The sequence below is a fragment of the Streptomyces sp. NPDC057280 genome (assembly GCF_042668605.1).
Lineage (GTDB): Bacteria > Actinomycetota > Actinomycetes > Streptomycetales > Streptomycetaceae > Streptomyces.
This window is the reverse complement of the sequence record NZ_JBHUYR010000001.1, coordinates 151372-164693: the sequence shown is the minus strand read 5'-3', so window position 1 is coordinate 164693 and position 13322 is coordinate 151372. Positions and strand designations below refer to the sequence as shown.

14 protein-coding genes are annotated in these 13322 nt (G+C 71.0%); 13 read left to right on the top strand and 1 reads right to left on the bottom strand.

The features are described from left to right. Window positions 1–52 precede the first annotated feature (52 nt). The 12 genes from ACFUO4_RS00770 (at window position 53) to ACFUO4_RS00715 (ending at window position 11817) form a co-directional block, all read left to right on the top strand. Window positions 53–1117, top strand: coding sequence for a sugar ABC transporter substrate-binding protein (locus ACFUO4_RS00770; protein WP_079307272.1), 1065 nt, complete (start codon window positions 53–55; stop codon window positions 1115–1117). Window positions 1118–1161: 44 nt separating this feature from the next. Next, complete coding sequence (locus ACFUO4_RS00765; protein WP_383478257.1) at window positions 1162–2727, top strand: sugar ABC transporter ATP-binding protein; 1566 nt, start codon at window positions 1162–1164, stop codon at window positions 2725–2727. After that, window positions 2720–3760, top strand: coding sequence for an ABC transporter permease (locus tag ACFUO4_RS00760; RefSeq protein WP_383478254.1), 1041 nt, complete (start codon window positions 2720–2722; stop codon window positions 3758–3760). The genes ACFUO4_RS00765 and ACFUO4_RS00760 overlap by 8 nt, the downstream gene beginning before the upstream one ends. 96 nt (window positions 3761–3856) lie before the next feature. Continuing rightward, window positions 3857–5182, top strand: a complete 1326-nt coding sequence (locus tag ACFUO4_RS00755; RefSeq protein WP_383478251.1) for an L-fuconate dehydratase — start codon at window positions 3857–3859, stop codon at window positions 5180–5182. Further along, on the top strand, window positions 5175–6083 hold the full coding sequence (locus tag ACFUO4_RS00750) for an amidohydrolase family protein (protein ID WP_383478248.1): 909 nt from the start codon (window positions 5175–5177) through the stop codon (window positions 6081–6083). The genes ACFUO4_RS00755 and ACFUO4_RS00750 overlap by 8 nt, the downstream gene beginning before the upstream one ends. After that, on the top strand, window positions 6074–6511 hold the full coding sequence (locus ACFUO4_RS00745) for an RbsD/FucU domain-containing protein (RefSeq protein ID WP_383478245.1): 438 nt from the start codon (window positions 6074–6076) through the stop codon (window positions 6509–6511). Before ACFUO4_RS00750 ends, ACFUO4_RS00745 begins: the two co-directional genes overlap by 10 nt. Further along, a complete protein-coding gene (locus ACFUO4_RS00740; RefSeq protein WP_383478242.1) occupies window positions 6508–7551 on the top strand; it encodes a zinc-binding dehydrogenase in 1044 nt (347 codons plus the stop codon). The genes ACFUO4_RS00745 and ACFUO4_RS00740 overlap by 4 nt, the downstream gene beginning before the upstream one ends. Further along, a complete protein-coding gene (locus ACFUO4_RS00735; RefSeq protein WP_383478239.1) occupies window positions 7548–8309 on the top strand; it encodes an SDR family oxidoreductase in 762 nt (253 codons plus the stop codon). Before ACFUO4_RS00740 ends, ACFUO4_RS00735 begins: the two co-directional genes overlap by 4 nt. Beyond that, entirely contained in the window at window positions 8306–8938 is a 633-nt protein-coding gene (locus tag ACFUO4_RS00730; RefSeq protein ID WP_383478236.1) for a bifunctional 4-hydroxy-2-oxoglutarate aldolase/2-dehydro-3-deoxy-phosphogluconate aldolase, read from the top strand. Before ACFUO4_RS00735 ends, ACFUO4_RS00730 begins: the two co-directional genes overlap by 4 nt. Beyond that, a complete protein-coding gene (locus ACFUO4_RS00725; protein ID WP_383478233.1) occupies window positions 8935–10029 on the top strand; it encodes a PfkB family carbohydrate kinase in 1095 nt (364 codons plus the stop codon). Before ACFUO4_RS00730 ends, ACFUO4_RS00725 begins: the two co-directional genes overlap by 4 nt. 61 nt (window positions 10030–10090) lie before the next feature. Next, window positions 10091–11104: an aldo/keto reductase gene (locus ACFUO4_RS00720; RefSeq protein WP_383482187.1), complete on the top strand. Its 1014-nt coding sequence runs from the start codon at window positions 10091–10093 to the stop codon at window positions 11102–11104. Continuing rightward, on the top strand, window positions 11095–11817 hold the full coding sequence (locus tag ACFUO4_RS00715; RefSeq protein WP_079310804.1) for a FadR/GntR family transcriptional regulator: 723 nt from the start codon (window positions 11095–11097) through the stop codon (window positions 11815–11817). The genes ACFUO4_RS00720 and ACFUO4_RS00715 overlap by 10 nt, the downstream gene beginning before the upstream one ends. Window positions 11818–12143: 326 nt before the next feature. On the opposite strand, the gene ACFUO4_RS00710 is transcribed toward ACFUO4_RS00715, so the two are convergent. Next, a complete protein-coding gene (locus tag ACFUO4_RS00710) occupies window positions 12144–12647 on the bottom strand; it encodes a MarR family winged helix-turn-helix transcriptional regulator (RefSeq protein ID WP_383478230.1) in 504 nt (167 codons plus the stop codon). 129 nt (window positions 12648–12776) lie between these two features. Between ACFUO4_RS00710 and ACFUO4_RS00705 the strand changes: the two genes are divergently transcribed. After that, window positions 12777–13226 (top strand): DUF6069 family protein, encoded by a 450-nt coding sequence (locus ACFUO4_RS00705; RefSeq protein ID WP_383478227.1) that lies wholly within the window; start codon window positions 12777–12779, stop codon window positions 13224–13226. Window positions 13227–13322 lie beyond the last annotated feature (96 nt).

The following is a 13322-nucleotide window of genomic DNA, read 5'->3' as shown; positions in this document are numbered from 1 at the left end:
CCGTCGCATCGGCGTAACAACCCCGCTCCGGGACCAGCGCGAGGAAATCCCCATGAGACTGAGAACCGCACTCGGCTCCACCGCCTCCGTCGTCTGCGCACTGACGCTGCTCAGCGCCTGCGGCAGCGGCTCCGGCACCACCGACTCGTCGAGCGGCAAGCCGCTCGTGGGCGTCGACTACCCGCGTTCCGACACCGACTTCTGGAACTCGTACATCAAGTACACGCCGGAGAACGCCAAGGAACTCGGCCTGGACCTGAAGACCACGAACTCCCAGAACGACGTCGCCAAGCTCACCGCCAACGCGCAGACGTTCATCAGCCAGGGCGTCAAGGGCGTCGCGATGGCCCCGCAGGACACCGCCGCCATCGCGCCGACGCTGGCGCAGCTGGAGGCGAAGAAGATCCCGGTCGTCACCGTCGACACCCGCCCGGACAGCGGCAACGTGTTCATGGTGGTGCGCGCCGACAACCGCGCCTACGGCGAGAAGGCCTGCCAGTACCTCGGCACCAAGCTGGGCGGCAAGGGCAAGGTCGTCATGCTCCAGGGCGGCCTGGACTCCATCAACGGCCGTGACCGCACCGAGGCGTTCAACGACTGCATGAAGAAGAACTACCCCGGCATCAAGGTGTTCGGCGAGGCCACCAACTGGGACGGCGCCGTCGCCGCGCAGAAGCTCCAGACCGACCTGACCGCCCACCCGGACATCAAGGGCGTCTACATGCAGTCCAGCTTCGCCCTGTCCGGAACGCTCCAGGTCCTCAAGCAGAAGGGCCTGCTGGTCGACCCGAAGGACAAGAAGCACGTGTTCGTCGTCTCCAACGACGGCATCCCCGAGGAACTCAAGGACATCGCCGCGGGCAAGATCGACGCCACCGTCTCCCAGCCGGCCGACCTGTACGCCAAGTACGCCCTGTACTACCTGAAGGCGGCGATCGAGGGGAAGACGTTCAAGCCCGGCAAGACCGACCACGACAGCACCATCATCCAGGTCCGCGAGGGTCTGCTGGAGGACCAGCTCTCCGCCCCGCTGGTCACCGCGGACGGCGGCACCTACGGCGGCGTGGCCAGCGTCAAGAGCGATGACAAGTCGCTGTGGGGCAACAACCTCGGCTGATTCCTCCTCCGGAACCAACGGCTCACGAGAACAAGGCGGTTGAGATGAGCGACGGGGAGCGAGCAGTGACCCCCGCGCCCGCCCCGGCGGACGACGGGCGGGCCCCCGCAGCCCCGCCCGTCGTCGAGGCGACGGGCATAGTCAAACGATTCGGTCCGACGGTGGCCCTCAACGGCGCCCGGATCACCATCAGGCCCGGCGAGACGCATGCGCTGGTCGGCCGCAACGGTGCCGGGAAGTCGACCCTGGTGTCGGTCCTCACCGGCCTTCAGGCCCCCGACGAGGGCACGGTGACCTTCGGCGGCGAGGCGGCACCACGCCTCTCGGACCGCGACGCCTGGCGCCGGCGCGTGGCCTGCGTCTACCAGAAGTCGACGATCATCCCCACGCTGACCGTCGCCGAGAACCTCTTTCTGAACCGGCACCACCACGGCGCCAACCGGCTGATCAGCTGGCAGGGTGTGCGCCGACAGGCGCAGGAGCTGCTGTCGACGTGGTCGGTGGACGTCGACCCGAACACCCCGGCCGGTGAACTGAGCGTGGAGCAGCGGCAGTTCGTCGAGATCGCGCGGGCCCTGTCCTTCGGGGCCCGGTTCATCATCCTCGACGAGCCGACCGCGCAGCTCGACGGTGCGGCCATCAGCCGGCTCTTCGACCGGATCCGCGATCTGCAGCGCCAGGGCGTGACCTTCCTGTTCATCAGCCACCATCTCCAGGAGGTCTACGACATCTGCGACATGGTGACCGTGTTCCGGGACGCCCGGCACATCGTGACCGCGCCGGTCGCGGAGCTACCCCGCACCGAGCTGGTCGCCGCCATGACCGGCGAAGCGGCGATCGACCGGCTGCAGGCGCGGCCGAGCACCCTCGACCGCACCGCCGAGCCCGCACTGTCCGTCCAGGCACTGGGCAGTGACGACGCCTACGGTGACGTCACCTTCGAGGTGGGCGCCGGGGAGATCGTCGGACTCGCGGGCGCCGCCGGCAGCGGGCGCACCGAGGTCGCCGAGACCGTCGTGGGCCTGCGGGCGGCCCAGGCCGGCGAGGTGGAGATCGCCGGGCGGCGCCCCCGGCCGGGCAGTGTGCCCGCCGCGCTCGCAGCCGGCGTCGGATTCGTCCCGCAGGACCGGCACCATCAGGGCTTCGTGCCCGACATGTCGATCGCGGACAACGCCACGCTGTCCGTTCCTCACCGGCTCGGCAAGAACGGCTTCCTCAGCCGTGACCGCCGGGACCGGCTCGCCGGAACCATGATCGAGAAGCTGGCGATCAAGACGCCGGGACCCGAACTGCCCGTCTCCGCGCTCTCGGGCGGCAACCAGCAGAAGGTGGTCATGGCCCGCGCCCTGGCGGACGATCCCCGTCTGCTGGTGCTGATCAACCCGACCGCGGGCGTGGACGTGCGTTCCAAGGAGTTCCTCCTCGGCAAGGTCGAGGAGACCGCAGCGTCCGGCACCGGAGTGCTCATCGCCTCCGACGAACTCGACGACCTGCGCATGTGCGACCGGGTCCTGGTGATGTTCCAGGGCCGGGTGACCTCAGAGATAGCCCGCGGCTGGCACGACCACGAACTCGTGGCCGCGATGGAAGGAGTGGACCTCGATGCCTGAAACCGCCCTCGCGGACGCAGCCGCCAAGGCCGTTGAACCCAAGCCCAAGCGCACCGCACTGCTCGGCGGCCGGATCCCCCTGGCCCGGCTGCGCGACCTCGCCCTCGTCCCCGCGATCGTCGTCATCGCGATCGTCGGCCAGATCGTCAACCCGGTCTTCCTGCAGACCGACAACCTCATCAACGTCCTGCAGACCATGTCCGAGATGGCCCTGCTGGTCCTCGCCCAGACGATGGTCCTCATCGTCAAGAAGATGGACCTGTCGCTGGAGTCCACCATGGGCCTCGCGCCCGGTGTCGCGGCCTGGCTGGTGGTGCCCACCGGCGCGACCCATGGCCTCGGCCTGCTCCCCGGCGCCTGGGCCGTTCCCGTCACCCTCGCCGTGGGCGCGCTCGTCGGTGTGATCAACTCCCTGCTCATCATCCGCTTCGGCCTCAACGGGTTCATCGTCACCCTCGGCATGCTGATCGTCCTGCGCGGCGTCCTCACCGGCATCTCCGGCGGGCAGACCTTCTTCCAGCTGCCGGAGTCGATGCTCTACCTCGGCACCGCGCAGTGGCTCGGCATGCCCGCCTCGATCTGGATCTGCCTGGCGCTGTTCGCCGTCGCGATCGTGGTCCTCGGCTGGACCAGCTTCGGACGCTCGCTGTACGCCATCGGCGGCAACGTCGACGCGGCGAAGGCCGCCGGCATCCGCACCGACCGGGTGCTGTGGATCGTCATCGTCACCGGCAGCGTGCTCGCCGCCCTCGCCGGACTGCTGCTCTCCGGACGGCTGGCCTCTGTCGCCTCGGCGCAGGGCAACGGCTACATCTTCACCGTCTTCGCCGCCGCCGTCATCGGCGGCATCAGCCTCAACGGCGGTAAAGGCACCATGTTCGGCGCGTTCTGCGGAATCCTGCTGCTCTTCATGATCCAGAACGTGCTGACCCTGGGCGGCGTCCCCGCTCAGTGGATCGGCGCCCTGAACGGCCTGATCATCCTGGTCGCCCTCGCCATCTCCCGCATCACCGGCGGCAAGGTCCAGGAGTGACCCGGGCGGCCGCCGCCGGCCGCCCGACCTCCGCCGCGTTCACGTCTCGTCGCAAGGGGACCGATTCTCCCTTGCCCCTCACAGGAGTTGCCGCCCATGTCCTCCACCGTGCCCTCATCCGCCCGCATCACCGCTCTGGACGTGCTGGACGTGCGTTTCCCGACGTCCGAGCATCTGGACGGGTCGGACGCGATGAACCCCGAACCCGACTACTCCGCCGCCTACGTCGTCCTGCGCACCGACGCCGGTGACGGACTGGAGGGCCACGCCCTGGCCTTCACCACCGGACGCGGCAACGATGTCCAGGCCGCCGCCATCGCGGCCCTCGCCCCGCACGTGGTGGGCCTGTCGGTCGAGGAGGTCTGCGGCGATCTCGGAGCCTTCTCCCGCTCCCTCGTCCACGATCCCCAACTGCGCTGGCTGGGACCGGAGAAGGGCGCCATCCACATGGCCACCGGCGCGGTCGTCAACGCCGCCTGGGACCTGGCCGCCAAGCGGGCCGGCCAGCCGGTCTGGCGCTTCCTCGGCGAGATGTCACCCGAAGACCTGGTCGCCCAGGTCGACTTCCGCTGGCTGTCCGACGCGCTCACCCCCGAGGAGGCCCTGGAGATCCTGCGCCGCGCCGAACCCGGCCGCGAGGAGAGGATCGCGCGGCTGCTGGAGCGCGGCTACCCCGCCTACACCACCACCCCGGGCTGGCTCGGCTACTCCGACGAGAAGCTGGCCCGCCTGGCCCGCGAGGCCGTCGCCGACGGCTTCACCCAGATCAAGCTGAAGGTCGGCGCCGACCTGGAGGACGACGTACGGCGCATGCGTACCGCCCGCGAGACGGTCGGCGCGGGCATCCGCATCGCGGTGGACGCCAACCAGAGATGGGACGTCCAGCCCGCCATCGACTGGATGCGTGCCCTGGCCCCCTACGACCCGTACTGGATCGAGGAGCCCACCTCGCCCGACGACATCCTCGGCCACGCCGCCGTCCGCAAGGCCGTCAGTCCGATCAAGGTCGCCACCGGCGAGCACATCGCCAACCGGGTCGTGTTCAAGCAGCTTCTCCAGGCCGGCGCGGTGGACATCGTGCAGATCGACTCCGCCCGCGTCGGCGGCGTCAACGAGAACATCGCGATCCTGCTTCTCGCCGCGAAGTTCGGCGTCCCGGTCTGCCCGCACGCGGGCGGAGTCGGCCTGTGCGAGATGGTGCAGCACCTGTCGATGTTCGACTACGTCGCCGTCTCCGGCACCACCGAGGACCGCGTCATCGAGTACGTCGACCATCTGCACGAGCACTTCGTCGACCCGGTCCGCATCGCAGACGGCCACTACCTGGCGCCGACCCTGCCCGGGCTGAGCGCACAGATGCACCCCGAGTCCCTGAAGGAGTACGCCTACCCCGACGGCCCGGTCTGGAGCGCGCGTGTCTGACGCCCAGGCCCTCGTCGACGCCCACCACCATGTGTGGGACCTGGACGTCCGGCCGCAGCCCTGGCTGGACGAACCGGGGAACGAGCCGATCCGCCGCAGCTTCGGATCCCACGCCCTGCGCTCGGCCGCCACCCGGCCGATCGCCGGACGCCGGCTGACGAGCACGGTGGTCGTGCAGTGCATCGCCTCCGTGCCCGAGACCCGCGACCTCCTCGCCCTGGCCGACAGCGATCCGCTGATCGGCGCCGTCGTCGGCTGGGTGGACCTGACGTCACCCGCGGCCGGCGACGTACTGGACGACCTGCGCACAGGTCCCCAGGGCCGGTACCTGCGGGCCGTACGACACGTCGTGCAGGGCGAGCCCGACCCCCAGTGGCTGCAACGGCCGGACGTCGAACGGGGGTTGCGAGCGGTGGGGGAGCGCGGGCTCGGATACGACGTGCTGGTCCGCAGCCACCAGCTTCCCCAGGCGCTCCGCCTCGCCGAGCGGTTCCCCGAGCTGCCGCTGGTCCTGGACCACGCGGGCAAGCCGCCCATCGCACGGGGGGAACTGGCCGACTGGGAGGAGCAGTTGCGAACGCTGGCCCGCCATCCCCAGGTCCACTGCAAGGTGTCGGGCCTGGTCACCGAGGCCGACCATGAGAAGTGGACCGTCGACGACATCCGCCCGGTGTGGGAGGTCCTGCTCTCCGCCTTCGGCCCGGACCGGCTGATGTTCGGTTCCGACTGGCCGGTGGCGAACCTCGCGGGCGGCTGGAACCGCTGGGCCGCCACCGTCGAGGAACTCCTGGACGGCTGCTCCGGCCCAGAGACCCAGGCAGTGCTCGTCGGCACCGCGACCGCCTTCTACCACCTGACCCCTGCCCCTGCTCCGATGAAGGACGGGACGCTGTGCTCCTGACCGAACTGCTGCACCCCGGCATCCTCGAATCCCTGGCCGGAGCCGGCCACGGCGCCCGTGTGCTGCTCGCCGACGGCCACTACCCGGCGAGCACCGCCACCGGCGAGCGCGCCAGAACCGTCCACCTCAACCTCGCCCCCGGCCTGCTCGACGTCACGAGCGTGCTCGACGTCCTGCTGCGCGCCCTGCCGGTCGAGTCGGCCCAGGTGATGGTGCCGCCCGAGGGCGAACCGGAGCCACCGGCCATCGCCGAGTACCGCAAGAGGCTGGCCCCGGTCCCGGTCGACACGCTCGACCGCTTCGCGTTCTACGACGCCGCACGCTCGCCCGACCTGGCGCTGGCGATCGTCACCGCCGACACCCGTACCTACGCCAACCTGCTGCTGACCATCGGCGTCCGCGCTGAAGGGACCCTGACGACACGATGACACTTGCCGCCCGCTACTTGTCCGCCCGCACTCTCGACACGGCTCCGGCTCCCAGCACACCGCCGGGTCCCGGCGAGGTGGAACTGGCCCCCGCTTACGTCGGTATCTGCGGCACCGACCTGCACATCTTCCACGGCGACATGGACGCCCGGGTCGCCGTACCGGCCGTCCTGGGGCATGAGATGGCCGGCCGGGTCGTCCGTGTCGGCCCGGGCGTCGAGGGCTGGGCGCCCGGGGACGCGGTCACCGTGATGCCGCTGCGCTGGGACGACACCTGCCCGGCCTGCCGCGTGGGCCACCAGCACATCTGCCAGCACCTGGACTTCATCGGCATCGACTCCCCCGGCGCGATGCAGCAGCGCTGGACCGTGCCCGCCACCACCCTCATACGGCTGCCCGACACCCTGGCCCTGGACCGGGCCGCGCTGGTGGAGCCCACCGCGGTCGCCGTGCATGACGTGGGCCGGGCGCAGGTCGCCGCCGGTGAGAAGGTGGTGGTGGTCGGCGGCGGGCCGGTGGGTGTCCTGATCGCGCTGGTGGCGCAGGCTGCCGGCGGGGATGTGCGGGTGGTGGAGCTCAGCGCCCACCGGCGGCTGCTCGCCGAGGAGTTGGGGCTTGTTGTGTGGGACCCGGCCACCGACGACGTGGCCGACCTGGTCGGGGAGTGGAGCGGGGATGCGGGTGCGGACGTCGCCTTCGAGGTGTCCGGCGCGCAGGGCGGCGTGGACACCGCGGTCGATGTGCTCGGGGTGCGGGGGCGGCTGTGTCTGGTCGCGATCCATCCGAAGCCGCGTGAGATCAATCTGCACCGCTTCTTCTGGCGTGAACTGACCCTCGTCGGCGCCCGGTTGTATGACCGCTGCGACTTCGAGAAGGCCGTCGCCCTGGTGGCCGAGGGCACGGTTCCGGCCGACCGGCTGATCAGCAAGGTCGTCCCGCTCACCCAGGCCCCGGCCGCGTTCGAGGCGCTGGAGGGCGGCGGTGACGTGATGAAGATCCTGGTGGACTGCACCGACGAGGCCCGGGAGGCCGCCGTATGAACGCCTTCGACCTCACCGGGAAGCTGGCCGTGGTCACCGGGGCCCGGCGCGGCATCGGGCGGGCCATGGCCCGCGCGCTCGCCGAGGCCGGCGCGGACATCATCGGGGTGAGCGCCTCGCTGGAGGCCTCCGGCAGCGCGGTGGAGAAGGACGTGAACGCCGCCGGGCGTACGTTCGAGGCGATCCGCACCGACTTCGCCGACCCCGCCGCGGTGCGGGAACTGGGCGCGGACCTGGCGGGCCGGGAACGGCCGGTGGACATCCTCATCAACAACGCGGGCACGATCCGCCGTGCCCCGGCGGGCGAACACAGCGACGCGGACTGGGAGTTGGTTCTCCAGGTCAACCTGAGTGCGCAGTTCGCGCTGACCCGGGCGGTCGGTGCGGCGATGGTGGCCCGCGGCCAGGGCAAGGTCGTCTTCACCGCCTCGCTGCTGAGTTTCCAGGGCGGCATCACGGTGCCCGGTTACACCGCCGCCAAGCACGGTGTTGCGGGTCTGACCAAGGCGCTGGCCAACGAGTGGGCGCCGCACGGGGTGAACGTCAACGCCATCGCGCCGGGCTACATCGCCACCGACAACACCCAGGCCCTGCAAGACGACCCGGTGCGCAGCAAGGCGATCCTGGAGCGTATCCCGGCCGGCCGCTGGGGCAGCGCCGACGACCTCGCGGGCGCCACCGTCTTCCTCGCTTCCGACGCGGCCGCCTACGTCCACGGCGTCACCCTGCCCGTCGACGGCGGATGGCTGGGCCGATGAACAGCAGCGACCCGGCCTCGGTATTGGCCGGTGCCCGGCTCCTGCCGGTGTTGACCGTGCCGTCCATCGCGAGTGCCGGCCCGCTGGCCGATGCGCTCGCGGCGGGCGGTGCCCGCTGTGCGGAGGTCACCTTCCGCACCCCGGACGCCGAGCAGGTCGTGAAGGCGATGGCCGCGCACGGTGGCCTCACCGTCGGCGCGGGCACGGTACTCACGCCCGAGCAGGCGGAGCGGGCCGTGGCGGCCGGGGCCCGCTTCGTGGTCTCGCCCGGCTTCGACGAGGACGTCGTCACGAAGTGCCGCGAACTGAGGGTGCCCGTGGTGCCCGGGGTTGCCACCGCCACCGAGTTGATGCGGGCCCTGAAGGCGGGCCTCGACGCCGTCAAGCTCTTCCCGGCCGAGTCGCTCGGCGGCCTGCGCACGCTGCGGGCGCTGGCGGCGCCGTTTCCCGGGGTGCGGTTCGTGCCGACGGGCGGGATCGACGCGTACCGGATGGCCGCCTACCTCGCCGACCCGGCGGTGCTCGCGGTGGGTGGCAGCTGGATGGCCACTCCCGCCCTTCTGAAGAGCGGTGACTTCGCGGAGATCCGACGGCTGACCGCCGACGCGGTCGAAAGGAGCACGCCATGACCGATGTGATCGCCCTGGGCGAGGTCATGCTGCGCTTCGATCCCGGTGAGGGCCGCATCCGCACCGCCCGTACCTTCCAGGTGTGGGAGGGCGGCGGCGAGTACAACGTCGTGCGCGGGCTGCGGCGCTGCTTCGGCCTGCGCACCGCCGTCGTGACCGCGCTGGCGGACAACGCGGTGGGCCGTCTCGTCGAGGACCTGATGCTCCAGGGCGGCGTCGACACCTCGCTGATCTGCTGGGTGCCCGACGACGGCATCGGCCGCACCGCCCGCAACGGCCTCAACTTCGTCGAGCGCGGCTACGGCATCCGCGGCGCGCTCGGCGTCAGCGACCGCGCCCACACCGCCGTCTCCCAACTGCGCAAGGGAGACATCGACTGGGACACGGTGTTCTCGGCCGGGGTGCGCTGGTTTCACACCGGCGGCATCTTCGCCGCCCTGTCGGACACCACCGTCGACGTGGCCGACGAGGCGATGGCGGCCGCGCGCCGGCACGGCGTCACCGTCTCCTACGACCCCAACTACCGCCCCAGCCTCTGGGCCGACCGCGGCGGACCGGAACGCGCCCGCGAGGTCGACCTGCGGCTCGCCCGGCACGCCGACGTCATCGTGGGCGCCCTCGGCCTGGCCGGACCGTACCCGGGGGCGGTACGCGTCGTGGCGGACGAGGCGCAGGACGCCCTCGCGGAGGTGGCCGGTCTGCTGCCTGAGGTGAAGGTGCTGGCGACGACGCTGCGCGAGGTGCCCTCGGCGGGCGTGAACGACTGGTCCTCCGCCGCCTGGTCGGCCCCTACCGGGTACGTCCGTGGCCCGCAGATGTCCGGCTTGCACGTCCTGGACCGCATCGGTTCGGGTGACGGCTTCGCCGCCGGCCTGATCTACGGACTGCTGACCGCCTGCGGTGAAGAGGGCGGACCGGCGGGCGGTGCCAGGCCGACGGCGCCCCTCGACGTCGCCACACTGAGCCGCGCCCTGGCCTACGGGACCGCGCACGGCGCCCTCACCATGACCACCCCCGGCGACGTGTCCATGGCCTCGCTCGCCGAGGTGGAAGCACTCATGACAGGCGGCTCGGCCGCCGTAAGGCGGTGACTGTCCCATGGACGCTCACGCCGCCCCGGCTTCCCAAGGAGAACAGTTGACGCAACCGAGCATGGGGCGCCGGAAGATCGGGAGCACCCCCGTCGAGCTGACCGAACTCGGCTTCGGGGCCTCCGTCATCGGCAACCTCTACAAGGTCACCCCGGTGCACGACGCCCACGCGGCGATCGAGGCGGCCTGGGACGCGGGCGTCCGCTACTTCGACACCGCGCCGCACTACGGCCTGGGCCTCTCCGAACGCCGGCTCGGCGCCGCCCTGCGCGACCGCCCCCGCGACGAATACGTCATCTCCTCCAAGGTGGGCCGCCTCCTGGTCCCCAACGAACACCCGACCGGCGTCGACGACCAGGGCTTCGTCGTCCGCGACGACCTGCGCCGGCAATGGGACTTCAGCCGCGACGGCGTACTGCGCTCCCTGGAGGCCACGCTGGAGCGCACCGGCCTGGACCGCATCGACGTCGTCTACCTCCACGACCCCGACGACCACTGGCAGCAGGCCGCCGACGAGGCCATGCCCGCCCTGGCCGACCTGCGCGACCAGGGCGTGATCGGAGCGATCGGGGCCGGCATGAACCAGTCCGCCATGCTCGCCCGCTTCCTGCGCGAGACCGCCGCCGACGTGGTCATGCTCGCCGGCCGCTACACACTGCTCGACCAGTCCGCCCTCGACGACGTCCTGCCCGCCGCACAGGCCCACGGCAAGAGCGTCGTCGCGGTCGGCGTCTTCAACTCCGGCCTGCTCTCCAAGGACCGTCCCGCCGAAGGCATGAAGTACGACTACCAGGAGGCACCCCCAGCCCTGGTGAACCGCGCCCGGGCCATCGCCGAGGTCTGCGCGGCGCACGGCACGACGCTGCCCGCGGCGGCGGTCGCCTTCCCGTTCAGCCACCCCGCCGTCGTCAACGTCACCCTCGGCATGCGGACCGCGGAACAGGTCGGACGGAACGCGGAACTCCACCGTCAGCACATCCCCGACGGCCTCTGGGACGATCTCCGCAGCCGGGGACTCATCAGAACAGACGTGCCCTCGGCCGACGAGCCCGGAAGGAGGAGACCATGTCTTTGACGGACAAGGCCATCGCGCAGATCCGGGAGCTGATCCGCAGCGGAGCGCTGCCGCCGGGCTCGAAACTCCCCCCTGAGCCGGAGCTGGCCGCCCAGCTGGGTCTGTCCCGCAACCTCGCCCGGGAGGCCGTCAAGGCGTTGGCCGTCGGCCGGGTCCTGGAGGTCCGGCGGGGCGACGGCACCTATGTGACCAGCCTGCAGCCGAGCCTGCTCCTGGAAGGACTCGGCGGTGCGGTGGAACTGCTGCAGGGCGACTCGACCGCGCTGCAGGACCTCATGGAGACACGCCGGCTCCTGGAACCGGTCGCCACCGCACTGGCCGCCACCCGCATCACCGACCAGCAACTCGCCGAGGTCGAGCGGCACCTGGACGCCATGCGCGAAGCCCGTGACGACGTGGAGCGGCTCAACGCCCACGACGCCGCGTTCCACCGCGCCGTCATCTCCGCCACCGGCAACGAGACCCTCCTCACCCTCCTGGAAAGCATCTCCGGACGTACGTTGCGCGCCCGCATCTGGCGCGGCCTGGTCGACACCCGGGCCTCGGACCGCACCCTCGCCGAACACGAGGCGATCTTCCGGGCCCTGTCCGTTCGCGACACGTCCCTCAGCCAGGCCGCCGCGCTCCTGCACGTCAGCAACACCGAGCAGTGGTTGAAAGCGCACCTGCGCTCGGAACAAGCCCATCCCTGGGCCATGACAGCCCAGGAGTGAGGCTGGACGGGTCCGACTGCACGAACGACGCCTCTACAGCCCTTCTCAGGAGGGCTGTTGGGCTGCTGCCACCATGCGACGGACCGGCCACCCCGACTCGGCCGACACCGAGAGGGTGGCTGGTCCGGCGGTCGAGGGCCTGTGTCAGGCCCATGACGCGGTCGAGCCTGCACATCGCCCTCTGAGGTGCGGCGGAAGTTGACCCGGTTCAACGAGGGAAAGCCCAGCTCTCCCACGAGCCGGCGCGCGCTCAGGTCAGTCCGCACAGTACGCGGCGACCACCTGCATGCACGCGGCCCTCGAGCGGCAGGGGCGGGTTCTCGGAGTCAGCGGCGATGCCACGGCAAGGCCGCCGGGTAGGTGTCCTCCTCGCCGGCCTGCTTGAGGGAGGCGACGACCGTGGCGGTGATGGTGGCGAGTTGTTCCACCTGTTCCGGGCTGAGGGCGTCGAACACCACGCGGCGCACGGCGGCAACATGGCCGGGGGCGGCCTTGGTCATCAACTCCATGCCGACATCGGTGAGTTCGGCCAGCTGTCCGCGTCCGTCGGCCGGATCCTCCCGGCGCCGCACGTAGCCCGACTCCTCCAGGCGGATCACCGCGCGCGTGAGGCGGCTGCGGGTGAACTTCAACTGCTCGGCGAGCAAGGACATCCCCAGGGCGCGGTCGGGTGCCACGGACAAGCGGGCCAGGAGGCTGTAGTCGGCGTGCGTCATGGCCGCGTCGCGGCGCAACTGCTGATCGAGGTAGTCGTTCAGCAGCGTCGAGCAGTCGAGGTAGTTGATCCAGGCTCGCAGCTCTTCGGGAGTGAGCCACCGGGGGGACGTCATGGGGTCACCCTAACCGAGGTGTTTGCCTGATCAAACACTTCGGGGTAGCGTCCCGCATGATTGAGAAATCAAACATCTGCCTTTCCGGCGCTGCACCTGTCGTTCTCGAGCTCTCCGCAGGAGGTCCCCATGCCCGGTTCCGCCCCCGAAGCCGTACCGTCCGTCTCGCCCGCGCCGCGATCCCGCGTCTTGACCGTGGCCGCGGGGCTTCTCGCGGCGGTTGTCGTGGCCGTCCTCGCAGACGCGGTGGTCGCGTTGCTCGCCCGCGCGGCGGGTGCGTCCGGCGATTTCGCTCCGCTGCACCCCTCCGCGTACGGGCCGCTGACGGTATTCGGTGTCGCCCTCGGCGCCATAGGCTGGACGGTCGTCCGTCGTGTCGCCAAGAACCCGGCGGGGCTGCTGCGGTGGCTGGTGCCCGTGCTCGTGGTCGTGTCGTTCGGGCCCGACCTGTCCCTGCTCGGTGGCGGCACGCCCGGCAGTGGGCCGCTGGCCGTGGCTGCGCTGATGGTGATGCATGTGGTGGTCGCGGTCGTCGCCGTCGCCGGCTACCGGCGCGTCCTGCCGCTGCCTGTCCGCTGACGCCGCCGACGTATGCGACGTACCGACTGCCGGTGGCGAGCATGCGCGCGTCCTGCCTGTCGAGCCCCGGCGCCGTCGGTTCCTTCGCCGCGGGTG

What these genes read in the sequence shown, in the direction of transcription:
- ACFUO4_RS00770 (WP_079307272.1), top strand. Translation starts at nt 53, where the DNA reads ATGAGACTGAGAACCGCACTCGGCTCCACCGCCTCCGTCGTCTGCGCA.
- ACFUO4_RS00725 (WP_383478233.1), top strand. Translation starts at nt 8,935, where the DNA reads ATGACCGATGTGATCGCCCTGGGCGAGGTCATGCTGCGCTTCGATCCC.
- ACFUO4_RS00705 (WP_383478227.1), top strand. Translation starts at nt 12,777, where the DNA reads ATGCCCGGTTCCGCCCCCGAAGCCGTACCGTCCGTCTCGCCCGCGCCG.
- ACFUO4_RS00730 (WP_383478236.1), top strand. Translation starts at nt 8,306, where the DNA reads ATGAACAGCAGCGACCCGGCCTCGGTATTGGCCGGTGCCCGGCTCCTG.
- ACFUO4_RS00740 (WP_383478242.1), top strand. Translation starts at nt 6,508, where the DNA reads ATGACACTTGCCGCCCGCTACTTGTCCGCCCGCACTCTCGACACGGCT.
- ACFUO4_RS00720 (WP_383482187.1), top strand. Translation starts at nt 10,091, where the DNA reads ATGGGGCGCCGGAAGATCGGGAGCACCCCCGTCGAGCTGACCGAACTC.
- ACFUO4_RS00715 (WP_079310804.1), top strand. Translation starts at nt 11,095, where the DNA reads ATGTCTTTGACGGACAAGGCCATCGCGCAGATCCGGGAGCTGATCCGC.
- ACFUO4_RS00710 (WP_383478230.1), bottom strand. Translation starts at nt 12,647, where the DNA reads ATGACGTCCCCCCGGTGGCTCACTCCCGAAGAGCTGCGAGCCTGGATC.
- ACFUO4_RS00760 (WP_383478254.1), top strand. Translation starts at nt 2,720, where the DNA reads ATGCCTGAAACCGCCCTCGCGGACGCAGCCGCCAAGGCCGTTGAACCC.
- ACFUO4_RS00755 (WP_383478251.1), top strand. Translation starts at nt 3,857, where the DNA reads ATGTCCTCCACCGTGCCCTCATCCGCCCGCATCACCGCTCTGGACGTG.
- ACFUO4_RS00735 (WP_383478239.1), top strand. Translation starts at nt 7,548, where the DNA reads ATGAACGCCTTCGACCTCACCGGGAAGCTGGCCGTGGTCACCGGGGCC.
- ACFUO4_RS00765 (WP_383478257.1), top strand. Translation starts at nt 1,162, where the DNA reads ATGAGCGACGGGGAGCGAGCAGTGACCCCCGCGCCCGCCCCGGCGGAC.